At 34.1% G+C, this 20,443-nt stretch carries 13 protein-coding genes; 9 read left to right on the plus strand and 4 right to left on the minus strand.

Features of this window, described 5'->3' with window-relative positions:
* Positions 1–144: 144 nt before the first annotated feature.
* Both ACH2BG_RS04060 and ACH2BG_RS04065 read right to left on the minus strand, forming a co-directional pair.
* The gene (locus tag ACH2BG_RS04060) at positions 145–717 is read right to left on the minus strand and encodes a 5-formyltetrahydrofolate cyclo-ligase (RefSeq protein WP_395046439.1); all 573 of its coding nucleotides are present in this window, start codon (positions 715–717) and stop codon (positions 145–147) included.
* A 15-nt stretch (positions 718–732) separates the two neighbouring features.
* On the minus strand, positions 733–1,710 hold the full coding sequence (locus ACH2BG_RS04065) for a succinylglutamate desuccinylase/aspartoacylase family protein (RefSeq protein WP_395046440.1): 978 nt from the start codon (positions 1,708–1,710) through the stop codon (positions 733–735).
* A gap of 87 nt (positions 1,711–1,797) precedes the next feature.
* Between ACH2BG_RS04065 and uvrC the strand changes: the two genes are divergently transcribed.
* From uvrC to pth, 9 genes are all read left to right on the plus strand, one after another.
* Positions 1,798–3,591, plus strand: a complete 1,794-nt coding sequence (gene uvrC / locus ACH2BG_RS04070) for an excinuclease ABC subunit UvrC (protein WP_395046441.1) — start codon at positions 1,798–1,800, stop codon at positions 3,589–3,591.
* Positions 3,584–5,839 (plus strand): patatin-like phospholipase family protein, encoded by a 2,256-nt coding sequence (locus ACH2BG_RS04075; protein ID WP_395046442.1) that lies wholly within the window; start codon positions 3,584–3,586, stop codon positions 5,837–5,839. Before uvrC ends, ACH2BG_RS04075 begins: the two co-directional genes overlap by 8 nt.
* 100 nt (positions 5,840–5,939) lie before the next feature.
* Positions 5,940–7,427 (plus strand): amino acid permease, encoded by a 1,488-nt coding sequence (locus ACH2BG_RS04080; RefSeq protein WP_395046443.1) that lies wholly within the window; start codon positions 5,940–5,942, stop codon positions 7,425–7,427.
* A gap of 246 nt (positions 7,428–7,673) precedes the next feature.
* Positions 7,674–8,831 (plus strand): homogentisate 1,2-dioxygenase, encoded by a 1,158-nt coding sequence (locus ACH2BG_RS04085; protein WP_395046444.1) that lies wholly within the window; start codon positions 7,674–7,676, stop codon positions 8,829–8,831.
* 213 nt (positions 8,832–9,044) lie between these two features.
* On the plus strand, positions 9,045–10,205 hold the full coding sequence (gene hppD / locus ACH2BG_RS04090) for a 4-hydroxyphenylpyruvate dioxygenase (RefSeq protein ID WP_395046445.1): 1,161 nt from the start codon (positions 9,045–9,047) through the stop codon (positions 10,203–10,205).
* A gap of 297 nt (positions 10,206–10,502) precedes the next feature.
* Positions 10,503–11,273: a DUF3108 domain-containing protein gene (locus tag ACH2BG_RS04095; RefSeq protein ID WP_395046446.1), complete on the plus strand. Its 771-nt coding sequence runs from the start codon at positions 10,503–10,505 to the stop codon at positions 11,271–11,273.
* 1 nt (position 11,274) lies between these two features.
* Positions 11,275–12,201 carry a tryptophan 2,3-dioxygenase family protein gene (locus ACH2BG_RS04100; RefSeq protein WP_395046447.1) on the plus strand — a complete coding sequence of 309 codons (927 nt, stop codon included), beginning with the start codon at positions 11,275–11,277 and terminating at the stop codon, positions 12,199–12,201.
* Between the two features lie 12 nt (positions 12,202–12,213).
* On the plus strand, positions 12,214–13,437 hold the full coding sequence (locus ACH2BG_RS04105) for a peptidoglycan DD-metalloendopeptidase family protein (RefSeq protein ID WP_395046448.1): 1,224 nt from the start codon (positions 12,214–12,216) through the stop codon (positions 13,435–13,437).
* A gap of 25 nt (positions 13,438–13,462) precedes the next feature.
* Complete coding sequence (pth, locus tag ACH2BG_RS04110) at positions 13,463–14,092, plus strand: aminoacyl-tRNA hydrolase (RefSeq protein WP_395046449.1); 630 nt, start codon at positions 13,463–13,465, stop codon at positions 14,090–14,092.
* A gap of 47 nt (positions 14,093–14,139) precedes the next feature.
* On the opposite strand, the gene ACH2BG_RS04115 is transcribed toward pth, so the two are convergent.
* Together ACH2BG_RS04115 and ACH2BG_RS04120 are read right to left on the minus strand one after the other, a co-directional pair.
* Positions 14,140–17,454 carry a reprolysin-like metallopeptidase gene (locus ACH2BG_RS04115; RefSeq protein WP_395046450.1) on the minus strand — a complete coding sequence of 1,105 codons (3,315 nt, stop codon included), beginning with the start codon at positions 17,452–17,454 and terminating at the stop codon, positions 14,140–14,142.
* A gap of 125 nt (positions 17,455–17,579) precedes the next feature.
* Positions 17,580–20,393 carry a T9SS type A sorting domain-containing protein gene (locus tag ACH2BG_RS04120; protein ID WP_395046451.1) on the minus strand — a complete coding sequence of 938 codons (2,814 nt, stop codon included), beginning with the start codon at positions 20,391–20,393 and terminating at the stop codon, positions 17,580–17,582.
* Positions 20,394–20,443 lie beyond the last annotated feature (50 nt).

Raw genomic sequence — 20,443 nt, forward strand, 5'->3', positions numbered from 1 at the left:
GCGGCAAGCGTTTTTGTTTTACAACAACCACTCTTGGTGAACGATGAACAATACAACTGGTAAAATAAGTTGAAATCAAAACAACAAACAGAAAAGATAGAATAAATTTGGGTTTTAAACTTTTCATAATAAATTAATTTTTTGCTAATATATATTAAAATTTATAAATAGTTTCGGAGTTAGACAAAAATCTAATCTAATGTCGTTTTCAAAAACATCAGAAATAAATTCTTCAGGTTCAAAAAAGGAAAGCCCAATTTTGATAGTTTCCGGTTTACATTCCGATAAAAATTTATCATAAAACCCTTTGCCGTAACCTACACGATTTCCTATTTTATCATAAGCTAAGAGCGGGACAAAAACCACATCTATTTTATGAGTTGGAACTTCGATACCATCTACAGGTTCTGGAATATTGTATTCATTTTTCTTGATTTTAGTATTATCCGTCAGAAGAAAATGAGTCATTTCTCGAGTATCAAAATCAGCTTTAGAAACCACAATTTCTTTGTCTTTTCCTTGCAAAAGATGTAAAACAAACTCAGTATTCACTTCTTTTTGTTCTTCAATTGGAAGAAAAACATGAAAATACACTTTGTCCCAAATATCTAATTTCAAAATAGTATTGACTATTTCTAACGACATTTTATCAATATCATTTTCGGATAAATTTTGCCTTAATTCTTTATATTTTAATCGAAGTTCTTTTTTATTCATATCAATTTAATAAAACTATTCTACACCATCATCCACAATATTCGAAATATGATAAATCGCATCACCTTCGTAAACTATTGGAGAATGATTCGCATTTATCACATAGCCATTGGCTGGCGCTTTTACTTTTTGTTCAAATTTTCCAAAAGGATCGGTAATTGTGCCTAAAATTGTCCCTTTTTCTACAAAACAACCAATTAAGTTATTATCATGAAACAACCCCGAACATTTGGCACGCAACCAACCTGACTTTTCGATATAAATGGTTTTGTTTTTTTGCTTTTCGGCAAAATGATTGTTGCCCAACATGCCCAAATGTGACAAAATACGCTTTACACCATTTACACCTTCAGCAGCAATCGATTTATTTATATCAAGAGATTTTCCGCCTTCAAAAAGCAACATTTTTACATTTATTTTCTCAGCAGAACTTCTAAAAGAACCAACAATATTTTTAGAGTACAAGGTAAAAGGCGCGTCGAAAACATCAGCTAATTTTTTTAATTCTAAATTATTTGGTGTAAGTCTAATTTGTGGTGCATTAAATCGGCTGGCTCCACCGGCATGAAAATCGATAGCATAATCGACCACAGGCATAATTTCTTCGAGGATATGGTGCGCAAAACGACTCGCTAAAGAACCTTTTTTACTTCCTGGGAAAACGCGGTTTAAATCTCTTCCATCAGGAAACTCACGAGATTTGTTTACAAAACCAAACATATTTACAATAGGAATACAGATAATAGTTCCCGTTTTTGGTTTGTTTATTTTCTGAATTATTAGTTGTCGAATAACCTCAACACCGTTTATTTCGTCTCCATGAATTCCTGCAGAAAATAAAATTACTGGACCGTCTATATTAGAACGTTCAACAATTACTGGAATTTTTAGCTTAGTGGTTGTGTGCAAACGAGCAATTTCCATATCGATGGTTTTACTTTCGCCAGCTTTAATACTTTCACCAAGAATGGTAATTGCCTTAGTTTTTTTCATTTTATAAATATAAAGTTTAAATGTAGAAATAATATTTTGGAAATCGTAAATTTGACTGTTTTTAAAAATAAATACCAATACCAAAAAATGTCAATTCCTTCTTTAGAGTTACAAATACAAACGCTTCCGGATAATCCCGGAGTATATCAGTATTATGATAAAGAGGACAAGATTTTATATGTTGGTAAAGCGAAAAATCTAAAAAAAAGAGTTTCTTCCTACTTTAATAAAGTGCATGACACGGCAAAAACAAATGTGCTTGTCAAGAAAATTGTAACCATAAAACACATTGTTGTTCCTAGCGAAACTGACGCTTTACTATTAGAGAACAATCTCATAAAAACCCTGCAACCACGATACAATATTTTGCTTCGTGATGATAAAACCTATCCTTGGATTTGTATTAAAAAAGAACCTTTTTCGAGATTATTCCCAACTCGAAAAATGATTAAAGATGGTTCCGAATATTTTGGCCCTTATACGAGTTTTAAAACTGTTCACACGATTTTAGATTTAATCAAAGAATTGTATCCGCTACGAACTTGTAATTTCGATTTGAGCGAAAAAAATATCGAAAATCATAAATTTAAAGTTTGTTTAGAATATCATATTGGCAATTGCAAAGGCCCTTGCGAAGGTTTAGAAACGCTAGAAAATTACCAAACGCAAATAAACGCGATTCGTGAAATCTTGAAAGGTAATTTTAAAGAATCGATGAAAGATTTCAAAAAAGTGATGACCAATTTGGCTCAGAATATGCACTTTGAAGAAGCTCAAAAAATAAAAGAAAAAATAGAAATCCTAGAAAATTACCAGTCGCGTTCTACGATTATCAATCCAAAAATCACGAATATCGATGTGTTTTCTATCGTTTCGGACGAAGTTGCGGCATTCATCAATTTCCTTCAGATTTCGCATGGTTCGATTATTCGTTCCCATACTTTAGAAATAAAAAAGAAATTAGACGAAACCGATAAAGAATTGTTAGAATTAGCAATTATCGAACTTCGGGAGCGTTTTGAGTTACTTTCTCGAGAAATTATAGTTCCTTTTGAGGTTGAAGTTGGCGAAAATATAAAAGTGACTGTTCCGCAATTGGGCGATAAAAAACAGATTTTAGATTTGTCTGTTCGTAATGCGAAGTTTTACAGAATAGAACAACTCAAACAATTACAGATTGTAGATCCTGAACGCCATGTAAACAGAATTATGGCGCAAATGCAAAAAGATTTACGCCTTTCGGTCGAGCCAAGACATATTGAATGTTTCGATAATTCGAACATTCAAGGAACAAATCCTGTGGCGGCTTGTGTGGTTTTTAAAGATGGGAAACCAAGTAAGAAAGACTATCGCCATTTTAATATAAAAACTGTAGAAGGACCTAATGATTTTGCTTCGATGGAAGAAGTCGTTTATCGCAGATACAAAAGATTGTTAGACGAAAACCAACCTTTACCAAATTTAATTATTATAGATGGTGGAAAAGGTCAATTATCATCAGCACTCAAAATTATGGACGAACTCAATTTGCGAGGAAAAATTGCCATTATTGGGATTGCAAAACGATTAGAAGAATTATTTTATCCCGGCGATTCGATTCCTTTGTATTTAGATAAAAAATCAGAGACACTCAAAATAATTCAGCAATTGCGAAACGAAGCACACCGTTTCGGAATAACTTTTCACAGAGACAAACGCAGTAAAGCAGCACTCAACTCATCAGTAGAAACCATTCCGGGAATTGGCGAAAAAACGATGCTAACATTAATAAAACATTTCAAAAGTGTTAAAAGATTGAAATTAGCAACAGAAAAAGAAATTTCTGACGTTATAGGTGTTTCAAAAGCCAAAAAAATTACCGACTTTTACAGAAATGAATAAGATTTACAAAATAGAAACAAGAAATAAGAAGCAAGAAGTAAAAAACAATATTTTTTGCCTCTTGCTTCTTATTTCTTGTTTCTTTCCTCTTACTTCACAAGCACAAGATACAATCAAACGTCCAAAAATAGGATTGGTACTTTCTGGCGGTGGCGCAAAAGGATTCGCTCACATAGGCGTTCTTAAAGAAATAGAACGAGCTGGAATAAAAATAGATTATATAGGAGGAACCAGTATGGGCGCGATAATTGGCGGATTATATGCCAGCGGCTATACTGCAAATCAATTAGATTCAATCTTCAAAGGAACAAATTTCGACGAATTAGTACAGGATTTTGTACCTCGGAAAAACAAAACTTTCTACGAAAAAGGCAATGACGAGTTATATGCCGTTTCGTTACCTTTTAAAAATTTCAAAATCACCATTCCAAGAGGATTGTCTAAAGGAATGTATAATTATAATTTAATGAGTAAATTAACTCATAATGTACGCCATATTCAAGATTTCAGCAAGCTAAAAATTCCTTTTTTGTGTATTGCTACAAATTTAGAAACTGGAGAAGAAAAGGTTTTTAAAAACGGTTCTTTACCATTAATTTTATCTGCAAGCAGTGCTTTTCCTTCCTTATTCTCACCAGTAGAGATTGATGGAGATCTGTATATAGACGGCGGCGTCGCTAATAATTATCCTGTAGAAGAAGTACGAAAAATGGGAGCCGATATTATTATTGGTGTCGATGTCCAAGACGATTTGAAAGATCGAGATAAGTTAAGTGGCGTTTTAGGTATTTTGACCCAAATTTCAAATTTTCAGATGATTGAAAAAATGAAAGACAAGAAGTTTCAAACAGATATATATATCAAACCAAATATTGAAGGTTTCTCGGTCGTTTCTTTCGATCAAGGCGAGCAAATTGTAAGTAAAGGTTTCGAAGCCGCTGTTTTAGTTGAAGAAAAATTAAAAAAATTAGGAACAAATTATAAGAAAATACCAGAAAACACACATCAAATAGACAGTTTACACATTCAAAGCATTGGAATAGAAGGAAACGAAAACTACACCCGTTCGTATGTTATTGGAAAACTTCGCTTTAAATCTGAAAGCAAAATTAGTTATACCGATTTGCATAGTGGAATAAACAATCTGAACGCCACACAAAATTTTAGTTCTATAAATTACAAATTAGTAAAAAAAGGAAATCAAGACATTTTGCTGATTGATCTTAAAGAAAATCCGATAAAAACTTATTTCAAACTCGGAGTTCATTATGACGATTTGTTCAAATCTAGTGCTTTAATAAATGTTACGCAGCGCAATCTTTTTTTTAAGAATGATGTAGCTTCTTTAGATTTTATTTTAGGTGATAATATTCGTTATAATTTAGATTATTATATAGACAACGGTTTTCATTTAAGTTTCGGATTCAAATCGAAACTAAATCGATTTAAACGAACAAGTAAAACCGATTTTAACTCAGGGCAAACATTAGCCGCTGCAGGATTAGAAAATATAAATATTGATTATTTAGATTTTTCTAACCAAGCTTATGTGCAAACAATCTTTGCTCAAAGGTTCCTATTTGGAGCAGGATTAGAGAATAAATACATAAATGTAACCTCAAATTCATTACAAAACACAAAAAGTTATTTAGATAACAGTAATTATTTATCATTAGTAGGATTCTTAAAATACGATTCGTTTTCCAACAAATATTTTCCTAAAAGAGGTTGGTATTTTATAGGTGATGCCCAATCGTTTTTATCATCATCAAACTATAATGATAATTTTACTCGTTTTACAACCATCAAAGCTGATGCAGCCATTGTTCAAACTATTTTCAAAAAAATCTCAGTAAAACTTCAAACAGAAGGTGGGTTTTTAGTGGGCACAAAAACCAATACTTTTTTCGACTATGTTCTTGGAGGTTATGGTTTTGCTAAAATAAATAACATGAAACCTTTTTACGGATACAATTATTTAGACCTTTCTGGAAATAGTTATGTAAAAGCCAGCTTGTCATTTGATTATGAGTTTATTAAAAAAAATCACCTTAATGTTTCCTCAAATATTGCAAATATTGGCAATAATATTTTTGATAGTAAAGAATGGATTTCTAGTCCTAAATATTCTGGTTATGCCTTAGGTTACGGCATGGAAACATTAATTGGACCTATCGAATTAAAACAAAGTTGGTCCCCAGAAACAGGCAAAAGCTTCACTTGGTTTACTGTTGGTTTCTTGTTTTAAAAAAATATTTTTTAAATAAACCTCAGAAATCATTATTTTTTATTGAATTGTTTTCAAAAAAGTCTATTTTTGGGCAACTAAAACACAAAACTTTATTTTTATGTCTATTTGGAAAAGAAAATCGATATCCCTTTTGCTTGCAGAAGCATCTGAATCTGAAAAAGGTTTAAAAAGAACATTAACCGCTTGGTCACTTGTCGCATTAGGAATTGGCGCAATTATAGGTGCTGGTCTTTTTGTTAGAACAGCAACCGCTGCAGCTCAAAGCGCAGGACCATCTGTAACGATTGGATTTATTGTTGCAGCTATCGGTTGTGCATTAGCGGGATTGTGTTATGCCGAATTATCATCATCTATTCCAATTTCTGGAAGTGCATACACCTATACCTATGCCACTATGGGAGAATTAATGGCATGGATAATCGGATGGGACTTAATTTTAGAATATGCTGTTGGAGCAGCAACGGTAGGTATTGCTTGGAGTGAATATCTTAATAACCTACTGGTCAACGTACTCCATATGAGTCCAATTCCTTATGAATGGTGCCACTCTCCATTTCAGACTTCTCCAGACGGCGTAAGTGGATTCATCAACTTACCAGCATTGTTTATCGTAGCGGCAATCAGTTTACTTTTAATTAAAGGAACTCAAGAATCAGCCTTTGTAAACAGCTTAATTGTTATAGTGAAAGTTGCAATTGTAATTTTGATTATTGTTTTAGGTTGGAATTTTATTAAACCAGAAAATCATACACCTTATATTCCTCAACCATCTGTTTTTACAGACGAGCATGGAATAGGTCATAGTTTTGGAGGTATTTGGGGAATTCTTGGAGCAGCAGGAACTGTGTTTTTCGCCTTTATTGGTTTTGACGCAGTAAGTACCGCAGCGCAGGAAACTAAAAACCCGAAACGTGATATGCCAATTGGTATTTTAGGATCATTAGCAGTGTGTACCGTTTTATATATACTTTTTGCTCACGTTTTAACAGGTCTAGAATCAGTAGAGTTTTTTAGAACTGGTGGAAAAGAAGCTTCTGTAGCCAATGCAATTACCTCTGCAATGAATGGTTATGAATGGTTAGCACAGTTTGTAACCGTAGCTATTTTATTCGGATTTACATCAGTAATATTAGTAATGTTATTAGGCCAATCACGAGTTTTTTACTCTATGGGTAAAGATGGTTTATTGCCAAAAGCATTCGGTGATTTGCATTCAAAATACAAAACGCCATACAAAGCCAATTTAGCAATTTTAGTTATTGTTGGATTATTCGCTGCGTTTGTTCCTGGAGATATCGTTGGTGATATGACAAGTATTGGTACATTATTTGCATTCATCTTAGTTTGTATTTCGGTAATTGTTTTAAGAAAGACACATCCGGAAATGAAAAGAGAATTCAAAACACCTTTCGTTCCTTTCGTTCCAATTCTTGGAGTTGTCGTTTGTTTAGCGATGATTGCAGGATTAGGATGGACAAACTGGTTACGATTAGCAGGTTGGTTAGCTATCGGATTGGCAATTTATTTCTTATATGGTAAGAAAAACAGTGTTTTAAACAATTCTGAAAAAAGAGAAGAAGAATAAAACAAAACATAATTTGATAAAGGCATTAAAGAATTGATTCATCATTTTTTAATGCCTTTTCTCTTTTGTAAATATTTCATAATAAAGAACTCACAAAAATATTTTTTTCCGATATTTGTAATATGAAATCTACATGGTCAGGTTTATTATCGTACTTACAATTCCTCATCAAGAGAAATCCTGAATGAGGCAGTCTTTAGTTTTACAGAAATCTAAAATTTAAAATCGTAAACTAAAATTTAAAAAATGCCATTATATCATAAATTAGGTGATTTTCCGCAAAAGCGACACACACAGTTCGAGAAACCAAACGGCGGATTATATTACGAACAACTTTTTGGCACCGAAGGTTTTCACGGACACTCTTCGTTGCTTTATCATGTTCACCGACCAACACAAGTCAAAGAAATAACAAAGTCCTATTCAGTCGAGCCAAAAATCGCCATCGGTAAAAACATAAAATCACTATTGCTAAAAGGTTTCGAACTAAAACCCGAAGACGATTTCTTAGATAGTCGCAAAGCCATGTTGGTAAACAAAGATTGTATTATCGGACTAGCAGCGCCTAAAAAATCATTACGTGATTATTTTTATAAAAATGCCGATGCTGACGAAATGATTTTCATTCACAAAGGAAAAGGAAAATTCCGTACAATGATGGGAAATATTCCTTTCGAGTACGGTGATTATCTCATTATACCTCGTGGCATGATTTACCAAATAGATTTTGAAACTTCGGAAAACAGATTGTTTTACGTCGAATCATACACACCGTTTTACACACCAAAACGCTACAAAAACGAATCAGGACAACACTTAGAGCATTCCCCATTTTGCGAACGAGATTTTAAATTGCCTTCAGAAATAGAAACCTATGACGAAAAAGGCGATTTCCTTATCAAAATCAAAAAAGAAGGCATGATGCACGAAGTTGTTTATGCCACACATCCATTCGATGTAGTGGGTTGGGACGGATACAATTTTCCGTACGCATTCAGCATTCATAATTTCGAACCCATAACAGGTCGCGTACACCAACCACCACCAGTACATCAAACATTCGAAACAGCAACATTTGTAGTATGTTCGTTCTGTCCTCGTTTGTACGATTACCACCCAAAAGCTATTCCGGCACCATACAATCACAGCAATATTGACAGCGATGAAGTGCTGTATTATGTAGATGGCGATTTTATGAGCCGAAACAATATCGAGCAAGGTCACATTACATTGCACCCAAAAGGAATTCCTCACGGACCAGCACCAGGTGCGATGGAACGCAGTATCGGTCACACCGAAACCCAGGAATTAGCAGTAATGGTCGATACTTTTCGCCCACTTATGGTAACAGAAGAAGCCATGGGATTAGATGATGGACAATACTATAAATCTTGGGTAGAATAATATTTAGGAGCTATTTTCCGCTTCCCGATAGCTATCGGGACGTTCCAATCTTTTTCGGTGAAAAACCTCAAAAGGATTTCCACTACAAACGAAGTTCACTGAACTCCGATTTAAATAAAATTAAGTGAAGTAATCGGGGCTAGAAATTTAAAATAAACAACAACTATTTCGGTTAGTCAAATCAACGAATAACCGAATCAACAAATAAACACAATGGCAAAAGAAGTAAAATCAGTCGAATACGGATTAGAAAAAATATTTGAAGGAGCACAAGATTTCCTTCCATTACTAGGAACCGATTATGTCGAATTCTATGTAGGAAACGCAAAACAAGCAGCGCATTTTTACAAAACAGCTTTCGGTTTTCAATCATACGCATATTGCGGACTGGAAACAGGATCTCGCGACAAAGTTTCGTATGTTTTAAAACAAGATAAAATTCGTTTGGTACTTACAACCGCTTTAAATAGTGAATCTCCAATTGGAGAGCACGTAAAAAAACACGGAGATGGTGTAAAAATCATTGCCCTTTGGGTAGAAGACGCTAGAAAATCATTTGAAGAAACAACTTCTCGTGGCGCAAAAGTATATATGGAACCAACTGTCGAAAAAGACGAATTTGGAGAAGTAGTTCGTGCCGGAATATACACTTATGGCGAAACAGTACATATGTTTGTAGAAAGAAAAAACTACAAAGGCGCATTTTTACCAGGATTTGTTGAGCACAAATCAGATTACAATCCTACTTCAGTTGGACTAAAATATATAGATCACATGGTTGGAAACGTAGGCTGGAACCAAATGAACACTTGGGTAAAATTCTATGAAGACACAATGGGATTTGTAAATTTTCTTTCTTTTGATGACAAACAAATTCACACCGAATATTCTGCTTTAATGAGTAAAGTAATGAGTAACGGAAATGGAAGAATCAAATTTCCTATAAACGAACCTGCAAAAGGAAACAAACGCTCGCAAATTGAAGAATATTTAGATTTTTATGAAGGTGAAGGAGTGCAACACGTAGCCATTGCTACTGATGATATTATAGAAACTGTAAGCCAACTAAAAGCACGTGGCGTAGAATTCTTATCGGCACCACCACACGAATACTACAAAGCCATTCCCGAAAGATTAGGCGTTCATATGGATATGATGAAAGAGGATTTAACCAAAATCGAAAATCTTGCCATTATGGTCGATGCCGATGAAGATGGTTACTTACTTCAAATATTTACAAAACCAGTAGAAGACAGACCAACTTTATTTTTCGAAATCATTCAAAGGATGGGAGCTACAGGTTTTGGTGCTGGAAACTTCAAAGCATTGTTCGAATCTATCGAAAGAGAACAAGCCAAAAGAGGAACTTTATAATAAAATTGAATTTTTATTGCATAATTTTCAATAAATTCCTTCTTAGCGTTATTGATTTTAATAAATATATGTTAAAGTTAATTTTTAGCTAAAAATAATGAATTTATGTACTACTTTTGCACTCGCAATACAAAAGGGGTGGTTCCCTTTTTATTGATAAATTTTCATAATTTATAGTTTTTTGGTTGGTTAAAGCATAAAAACTCAGTCATTTATTTGACTGGGTTTTTTGTTTTTTTAGTATATTTGGAATGACTTTTGTATTCTTAATTAAAACGAATATAAATCGACTTAAAAATGAAAAAGAAATTACTACTATTATCGCTAATTATTTCATTAAATACTTTTGCACAAAACCAAAGCGCATTCGATGTTGGCGAATGGTTTAAGTTCCGAATTCACTACGGAATGATAACCGCTGGTTACGCCACGCTTGAAGTAAAAGAAGCCGTCATAAATAATAAAAAAGTTTTTTACACCGTTGGTCATGGTTACACTTCTGGAATGGCAAAAACATTCTTTAAAGTAGAAGACCATTACCAAAGTTTTATAGACAAAACCACTAACAAACCTTATCAATTTCTTCGAAAAATAGACGAAGGCGGTTACACAAAAAACCAAGAAGGCTTTTTTAATCAAGAAAAAAATACCATTCTGGTTAAGGATTATAAGAATAATACCGAAAAAACATTTAACGTAACTGAAAATGTGCAAGACATTGTTTCGTCATTCTATTATTTAAGAAACCATCCAAACATAGACAAACTAAAAGTTGGAGAATCTATTATGATTGATATGTTTTTTGATGATGAAATAGTGAAATTTAAACTTAAATTTGTTGGTCGTGAGACTTTAAGAACTAAATTTGGCAAAATAAAAACAATGGTTTTTAGACCTCTTGTACAATCCGGACGTGTATTCAAAGAAGAAGAAAGTCTAACTGTTTGGATATCTGACGATGAAAATAAAATACCTTTACGTATTAAAGCAGAACTAGCAGTAGGATCAATTAAAGCTGATTTAGAAACTTTTAAAGGATTGAAAAATTCATTTATGGTAATTAACTAATATGACGAACAAATTTGAAAATATAGTTCAAGAAATTGACAAAAAATACAAAGCAATAAATCAGAAAACCGAAGCACATCTTGAAGGACTACTTTGGTCTAAACCCATCACTTACTGGGATTACATACAAACTGATGCGTTATTAAACCTTCAGGTTCAAAGAACAACTTTACCTGACGAAAACGTATTTATTATGTACCATCAGGTAAATGAATTGTTGTTTAAAATGATTTTGTGGGAAATAAATCAATTATCACATACTACAAAACCATCAACAGCATTTTTTACCGAAAGACTTATGCGTATTAGTCGTTATTTTGATATGTTAACTACTTCTTTCGACATTATGGGAGACGGAATGGAAGTTGAGCAATACATGAAATTTCGCCATACACTAACACCAGCAAGTGGTTTTCAGAGCGCACAGTATCGCATGATCGAGTTTTCTTCGACCGATTTGATAAACCTAATCGATCACCGTTTCAGAGCAACAATAGATAGAAACACACCGTTCGAACACGCTTTCGAGCATTTGTATTGGCAAGCGGCAGGAAAAGATTACACAACTGGTGAAAAATCATATTTCTTAAAGGAGTTCGAGAAAAAATACAAAAAAGAATTTTTAGATTGTATGGAAGAATACAATACTATTAATTTGTGGCAAAAGTTTAAAGAAATTCCAGAAACCGATCAGCAAAATCCAGAACTCATTGCCGCCATGCGCCATTACGATTATACGGTAAATATTACTTGGGTTATGGGTCATTTAAACGCGGCCAGAAAATATATAGACAACGGAAAAGGTGACGGAGAAGCCACTGGCGGAAGTGATTGGAAAAAATATATGCATCCAAAATACCAAAGAAGAATATTTTTTCCCGAACTTTGGTCAGCCGAAGAATTAAAAACTTGGGGAGAAAACCTTTAAAAACCATTCCATTTGAAAAAGATTATAACGCTATTAGTCATTGCGCTACTAATTATTTCATGCAAAAAAGACAATGAAAAATCAGTTTTGCCTACAAAAAAAGCAGAACCAATTCGCTATGATTTTGGATTTCGACTCAATGATTTTTTAGTTATAAATGACACGATAAAATCTGGAGATACTTTTGGCAGTATCATCGAAAAAGAAAACCTAAACGGTAAACAAGTATATGATATTGTTGCTAAAGTTAAAGATACTTTTGATGTGAGAATCGTAAGAATCGGCAAACCTTACACGATGCTTCTTTCTAAAGATAAAACTAAAAAATTAGAATACTTCATTTATCAACCAGACCAGTTAAACTATTATGTTGTCGATTTTCGAGATTCGATTGTTTTGGCAAGTAAAAAGAAAAAACCAGTAACCCTCAAAAGAAGAACTATTGCCGGAGAACTAAATGGTTCGTTATCTGAAACATTAAAAAACGAAGGCGCATCGGCAGCATTATCAAGCCAATTAACAGGGATTTACAAATGGTCTATCGATTTTTTTAAATCTAAAAAAGGAGACAAATTTGCGATAACATTTACCGAAAGGTTTATAAATGATTCTATTTATGACGGAATCGATTCTTTAGAATGTGCTTATTTTGAATACAAAGGCAAAAATATATATGCATTCCCTTTCAAACAAAACGCATCAGACAAAAAAGTAGATTATTATGATGAAGAAGGAAAAGCGTTGAAGAATTTTTTTTTGAAAGCACCATTAAAATCGATAAACATCACTTCAAAATTTTCTAAAAGCAGGTTTCATCCAGTTCAAATGAGATTCAAAGCACACAACGGGACAGATTATGCCGCACCAACTGGAACGCCAATCATGACAACTGCAAGTGGCGTAGTCGAGAAAGCCGGGTATTCTATAGGCAACGGAAATTATGTAAAGGTGAAACACGACAAAACTTATGCAACGCAATACTTGCACATGTCTAGAATTTTAGTTCGTCGTGGGCAACATCTAACACAAGGTCAAGTTATTGGAAAAGTAGGAAGCACTGGACTAGCAACTGGACCTCATGTTTGTTATCGCTTCTGGAAAAATGGCAAACAAGTAGATGCACTAAAGCTTAAATTACCTAATTCCACCCCGATGGATAGTAAGAATAAGCCAAGATTCATCGAATTTATGACACCGCTAAAAAGAGAGTTGGATAGTGTTGCGTCCGTTAAATAATAAAAATTAACAATCCTTTTTCGTAATGATACAATGGATTTCAAACTTTTTTTCGACAACCAAATTCGAAGAAAGCAATAACGATAGTATGAAGAAATTTTTGATAGTTGGTCTTGGTAACATTGGTGCCGAATATGCAAACACACGTCACAATATAGGTTTTAAAGTATTAGATTTTTTAGCTCGACGAGAATCTTTAGATTTTCAGACTGTAAAGCTTGGCTCGCTTGCCGAATACAAACTTAAAGGAAGAACGCTTTTATTATTAAAACCAAATACATATATGAACTTAAGCGGAAAAGCAGTTCAGTATTGGATGGAAAAAGAAAAAATAGAAAAAGACAACGTACTTATAATTACCGATGATTTGAATTTATCATTTGGAACTATTCGAATTAAGCCAAAAGGAAGTGATGGTGGTCACAATGGATTGAAAAGCATTCAGCAAATACTAAATACATCAGAATACCCTCGTTTTAGATTTGGTATTAGTGATGAGTTTAAGAAAGGCAAACAAGTCGATTATGTGCTAGGCGAATGGGACGAAACTGAAAAAGAAAAACTCCCAGAACGATTAGAAATTGCAGTAGAAGCGGTTAAAGCATTGGCATTGGCAGGATTAGAAAACACAATGACTACTTATAACGGAAAATAAAAAAGGGAAGCCAATTGGCTTCCCTTTTTACATTATATAAATTTATATTATTCTACAATAATACGTTTTACATTTTTCTTAGCACCGTCTGAGATAGTAACTAAATAAATTCCTGCTTCTACTTTATTTAAATTAATGTTTTGATTGAAAGCTCCTGTATTAGAGAATGATTTCTCATATACTTGACGACCTCTCATATCATGCACATTCACTTTAATCTCATTTGTAGATGCTGAAGTAAATCTTACATTAAAGTTTCCGTTATTTGGATTAGGATATAAACTAAGATCATTTAGTTCAAATTCTGGATTAGATAAAGCTACTGACATAACAGTACAAACATTTAGTCCCCAGCTATTTAATATTCCTCCATCTCCAGCATACCCATCTGTAATTCTTAAAGTCCAAGTTCCCGTAGAAGATTGCCCATTAAGCGCAGATAATACTTGAAAAGGTTTAATCGTGCCTGAAAGCGCTGGAGTTGATCCACAAATTGCTGTAGCACCAGAATCATCAAAAGTAGCTATAGCATCATCGCTCCCACCGCAAGGTTCAAAAAACAACTGAACTTGTGTTCCAGCTGGACTTAACAAAGTAGCTGTTACATCACCTAAGTAAGTATGTGACAAATCCATTGTAACATTTACATCGCTAATAGTCCCTCCTGAAGGAATATTTAATGTAGAATTAATTGTATTTGCTCCCGTATCAAGTATTGTTAAAGGAATATTTGTCGAATTTGTTGTAGTACAAGTAATTATTCCTGTTTCGAATTTAAATGACGAACCATAAACACCACTACAAGCTACATTTTTAGGTAAAACTCTCCAATAATAATTTGTTCCTTGTGTTAATCCACTTACAGGAAAACTTGTTGCTGTAGTTGTTCCAGAGGCTATAATAGTTGTAAAAGCTAGATCAGAAGCTAATTGTACATCATAAGAAGTAGCGTTTGCATCGGCAGCCCAAGTTAAATTTAGAACTGTATTTTGTGCTACTGCATTATTTGCAGGAGTTGTTAAATTTGCTCCTAAAAAGTTACCACTCAATACTTCTAGATAAAAAGGAGCTGTTTTTGTTATAGCACCTGAAGTGGCCGTTACAATAATATTTGCCATTCCAACGGTTGTTGTCGCAGTGGTACTTACTGTCATAGTAACTACACCCGATGTAGTCATAGATGTTGGAGAGAAACTAACAGTTGTATTTGCTGGAACTCCAGAAGCCGCAAAAGTTGTCGTACCACTAAATCCTGCAATTGCTGTATAAGCAATAGGATATGTAATGGTTGATATACTTTGACAAATCGATTTATTTTGTTCTCCCGCAACTCCATTAAAAGCTAACCCAAATGTAGCAGTTGCAGCAGCTGTAGTAGTAAAATTAGTGTTAGAAACATCTAAAAAAATATTATTATATCCTCTTACCATTATTCGGTTTGTAGTACCCGCTGTATTAGGAATTGTTACTGTTTCACTTCCATCATTGGGTACTTTACTAGCTAATAATATTGGGAAAGCGGTTCCTGCATTTTGTGATAAATAAATATCAACAAACTTGGCATTAATACCATTTACGTCTGTTCCTGCAACTGCCCAAGTAACTGTTTGATTTGTTCCTCCAGCCCAACTAACATTTGTATTTGGAATACTAACTAAAAATGGTCCTGCAGTTCCGTTTACGGTAACCTTCATTAAATCGGAAGCCGTTTGACCCCCTGTTGCAACATTATCTCTAACCGTTAGAGAAAAATTCAAATCTCTAGCCACAGACGGACATACTTCCATCGTAGTCGATGTTGCTCCTGCTAATATATTTGTCATAGGAGGCATGAATCTATTTGGAGATGTTGTTGCGGTTTTCGTTCTAAACATAGGACCAACTGCTCTTGTAGCAGTTGGAGCAGCTGTAGAGTTAGGATTGCCTGGGTCATTTTCTTCCCAGTTATAAGTAATTGCATTACCATCAGGATCTGTACCAGAACCTTCTAATACAAATGCAGTAGATTTTGGTATCACATAATCTGCACCTGCATTTGCAGTTGGTGGATTATTTGCAAAATTTGCAACTTGAGATGCTGGAATATTAGAACTAATTCCAAATTGAACATTATCAGAAATATCTCTAATATTTACATAACCAAAATAAGCATCACTATTAGCTTGTACATTAGTGGCACAAATACCAGCATAACCCATGATTGATGATCCTGAGCCAGGCTCAACTTCCGTTAAGCCGCTTCCCGAACGACAGCCTGAACTACTTTGAACATGATAACCTCCAAACTGATGGCCCATTTCGTGTGCAACATAATCAATATCAAACGCATCACCTGTTGGATTAGATCTTCCTGTCATACCTGTTCCCTTATGCTCTCCTGAAGCTGGAACAGTATTTGGTCCTGCAACACAACCTATACATCCAGCGTTTCCTCCTCCAGAAGTATTAAAATTGTGTCCTATATCGTAAGAAGAGAAACCTACATTAGCGTCAATAGTTAATCCTGTTTGAGTATTATATTCTCCACTCCAAGGATCAGAACCAGCAGCTCCATAATATATCAAAGAAGCATTACCCGCAATAAAAATCATTGTTATAGACAAATCTTTCTCATAAACTCCATTTACTCTAGTCATGGTAATAGCCATTTGAGCTTGAATGTTTGCCTTTATCTGAGCATCTGTACCTGTTCCTGCAAATATATTTCCATATTCGGCGGTACATGATTGCGCCAAACGATACGTTCTTAATTTTTTGTCGTTTGTATTTAATGACTGATTAGGATTAGAATTTCTATCATTAGTTAGCGAAGGCAGATTAACTTCAGATTTTGTTAGACATTCAAAATCGTTTAGTGGTTTTGTTAACGATGCTTTATTATACACAATATAAGTCTGTCTATCCTCAGTATAAGGGTCTATAAAAACCGTACTTTTTCCTCCAGATAAAGTCATAGAATGCAATCCCAACTGAGTTACCGAAAATCTAGCAACAGCAGTAGGGTCTTCAATTCCTTGAGCTGCATAAGATTTAATCATAGGGAATTGAGCCGCAAGAGCGGGTTCCATAATAGGCATCTCATAAACCGTGTAATGCTCTAAGTTCCCTTCTGCATTAGGTAATTCAATAATAGTATTTGATATTCCTCTGAAATCATTTCTATTTTTAGCACCAATTAATCTGTTTTTTAACAAATTAATATTTAAACTAAATAATTTATATTCGTTTGGAAAGGAGTTTCTATTTACTTTCTGAATTCCTTTATATTGATTTTCGTTAACCGAACTCCACATACCCGAAGTTTGTGCGTGTGATATTACAAAAGTCAATAAACTAATAATTATTAGTAATTGTTTTTTCATTTTGAGTTTATTTTAGTTAATGTTATTTGAGGCTAAATTATACAAATAATTTAAAAATACAACTTATTAAATAAAAAAAACGCAAGCTATTAGCTTGCGTTTTTAATAAATCATAAATTTTTAGCTTATTTTACAACAATACGTTTTACAGTTTTCTCATCACCATCTATAATAGATACTAAATAAATTCCTGCTTCTACTTTATTTAAATTAATGTTTTGATTAAAAGTTCCTGTATTAGCAAATGATTTCTCATATACTTGTCTTCCTCTTATATCATGAACATTAACTTTAATATCATTTGCAGATGCTGAAGTAAATCTTACATTAAAGTTTCCGTTGTTAGGATTTGGGAATAATGCAAAATCTGCAAATTCAAAATCTGTTGTAGCTAATGTTGCATCTACACCAAAGTAATATACTCCTGTTATTCCGTTACTAACATTTCCTGCTAAAGTAACATTTGGACCAAAAGCACCAATTGTTGCAGGAATAGTAGTAGTTGCTCCTCCTTTAAATATCCTTAAAGCACTTCTTAAGTTACCAGTTGCAACTTCCCATGCTGCTATTTCAGCTTCTGAAAAATAGAATTTTAAATTTGCAACTCCTGCTGCGTTATTATTTGTTGGTGTAACTGTAACTGTTTTTGCCATTACTTTCAGGTTATTTGCCGTGTTTGCACCATAATTTACCGCCGCAGCTCCTGCTGTTGTTTGGTCTCTAGAAACCGCAACAGATGTACAACCATAGTCAAAATTAGTTGTGCTTGTTATATCAGCTATCATTTTTCCTGTAGCAGCATCTTTTGGATAAGCTGTCCCGTTTGCATTTATAAAAGCCTGATATTGTGTTGCTGTGTCTACAGCAACTTGAACGCTTGTTGCAACTGTATTATTTACTATAATATCATCTAACATTAATATATTTTGATCTGTACAAGCATGATGTCTGAAAGACAAATAAACGGATTGACCAGCAAAAGAGCTTATGTCTACAGTATTCACGTATGTTGTACCTCCTACTGATAAAGTTTCACTAAACACAGGAACCTGAGCAGCTATTGTATTAGGGACATTTGAAGTTGTAACATAAACTGAATAGTTCTCTGCCGGAAATCCTGCATCATTTGCTCCAACTCTATATGACAAAGAAGAAGTTCCTGTAGGTATTGCAATAGGATTAGTAAAAGTCATTAGGTTATCTGGACTCAAAGCTAAGCCACTCACATTATTCCAAGATCTAGAACCAGTCCAATTACCTGTCAATCCATACCCTACTGATGTAGCATTTGAAGAAAATAATAACCAGTTAAATGTATCTCCGTCACGATCAGTAAGGGTTCTTGGCGCAATAGTTGCATCAAAATTTTCACTAAAAACCGTTGCTAGTGTTGTAGGTGAAGGTGGCACATCATTATCTATAATAGAAACTGTCAAAGATGAAGTGTCTGCTCCAGCAATAAGTGTTGCATCTCCAGCACCTGCATTAACAGTCATTCCTAAAACTACATTTTCACTTGATTCAGCAATACCATCATTAAAATATCTTACAATTAAATTTTGTGAAGTTGCAGATCCTGAAGTAAACGTTACCGTAGGAGTCATAATTTGAAAATCTATATTGTTTGTTGCAGTAGATGTACCATTAACAGTAAAAGTAACAACCGCATTAGCAGTTGGAGCTTTTATTATAGAAATAGGATAAGTAACATCTGTATAGCTACAATTTGTTCCTTCAACAACTGAACATTTATTTACTCCTTTATTAAAATAGATTCCCGCCGATGGGGCTAAACTTCCGTTAGAAGCATTTAGCGTGCTTCTTCTAGTAGCTGCTGCCATAACAGTTTGCATACGTGTTTTCTGATTAGCTGTAAAAGTATCCATACAAGCATCATTAGTATAATCCATATAATTTTGAACCATATCATTTCCAGGTGCTGCTGTACAAGTATTATATACCGCACAATCATAATGCTCAACATTAGCGGCAGGAGTGTCTGGACAATAATCTTTACCAGCATCTGTTCCAGCAGTATTTGTACAAGTAGCATTATCTCCCCAAATATGACGCAAACCTAACCAGTGACCCACTTCGTGAGTCATTGTTCTACCTAAGTTATAGGTAGGGTTCAAAATAAAAGTACCATCATTTAGAGCATTTGTTCCCATAGCATCAAATCCCGCTACAACTCCGTCGGTGTTTGCGCCTGTGGCACCAGCAGGAATTCCAGCAAGACCTGATCCTGAAGGAAACTGCGCGTAACCAAGCAATCCTTGAAGACCTCCAGAACTTAGAGCGAGCCCTCCTGGACGAATTGTCCACATATTTAAATATTTTGTAGGATCCCAAATAGTTGCAGCTTTCATGGTTTCAACATCCGAATTAGTTTCCCAGTCTGGACCTCCAGCCCCATCTGCTACAGCATTTGCATAAGGTGTGATTTGATGTCTAACAACACCTGTAGAAGGATTTCCTGCTGGATCTCTTTTTGCAAGGACAAAATTAATTTCACAATCTACAGCTAAACCTGTTGAATTAGCCCCTCCAGGTGTAGCAGCCATTCTTCTGTAATCTTGATTCATGACCGTTATTTGAGAAATAGCTTGTGCATCAGTAATATTTTCTCCTGTCCCTAAACAATCACCATCGTGTATAATGTGTATTACAACTGGTATATTATATATAGCTAGTATATTTTTTCCAGCAGCTCTTTCAGCTTTAATTCTTTCTATTTGAGGCGCTAACCAAGCTTCAAACTGCTCAGTAGTTTCACGATTTGGATATTTAACCCTTAAAGCATCTTCATTTTCAACAGTGTAACATCTAATATGCCCACTAGGAGTTAGTTTTTGAACTGGTCTGTTTTGTCCCAGCATTGCATTAGTAGCAAAACTTAAAACAAACAAAAAGAACAATTTATTTGTAATTTTTTTCATTTTTTATATATTTTATATATTACTTAATACAAATATATTAATTTTAAAAA

The sequence above is a fragment of the Flavobacterium sp. genome (assembly GCF_043779715.1).
Classification (GTDB): Bacteria; Bacteroidota; Bacteroidia; order Flavobacteriales; family Flavobacteriaceae; genus Flavobacterium.

Coding starts and splice junctions, on each gene's coding strand:
- ACH2BG_RS04060 (WP_395046439.1), bottom strand. CDS start 717: ATGAATAAAAAAGAACTTCGATTAAAATATAAAGAATTAAGGCAAAAT.
- ACH2BG_RS04065 (WP_395046440.1), bottom strand. CDS start 1,710: ATGAAAAAAACTAAGGCAATTACCATTCTTGGTGAAAGTATTAAAGCT.
- uvrC (WP_395046441.1), top strand. CDS start 1,798: ATGTCAATTCCTTCTTTAGAGTTACAAATACAAACGCTTCCGGATAAT.
- ACH2BG_RS04075 (WP_395046442.1), top strand. CDS start 3,584: ATGAATAAGATTTACAAAATAGAAACAAGAAATAAGAAGCAAGAAGTA.
- ACH2BG_RS04080 (WP_395046443.1), top strand. CDS start 5,940: ATGTCTATTTGGAAAAGAAAATCGATATCCCTTTTGCTTGCAGAAGCA.
- ACH2BG_RS04085 (WP_395046444.1), top strand. CDS start 7,674: ATGCCATTATATCATAAATTAGGTGATTTTCCGCAAAAGCGACACACA.
- hppD (WP_395046445.1), top strand. CDS start 9,045: ATGGCAAAAGAAGTAAAATCAGTCGAATACGGATTAGAAAAAATATTT.
- ACH2BG_RS04095 (WP_395046446.1), top strand. CDS start 10,503: ATGAAAAAGAAATTACTACTATTATCGCTAATTATTTCATTAAATACT.
- ACH2BG_RS04100 (WP_395046447.1), top strand. CDS start 11,275: ATGACGAACAAATTTGAAAATATAGTTCAAGAAATTGACAAAAAATAC.
- pth (WP_395046449.1), top strand. CDS start 13,463: ATGATACAATGGATTTCAAACTTTTTTTCGACAACCAAATTCGAAGAA.
- ACH2BG_RS04115 (WP_395046450.1), bottom strand. CDS start 17,454: ATGAAAAAACAATTACTAATAATTATTAGTTTATTGACTTTTGTAATA.
- ACH2BG_RS04120 (WP_395046451.1), bottom strand. CDS start 20,393: ATGAAAAAAATTACAAATAAATTGTTCTTTTTGTTTGTTTTAAGTTTT.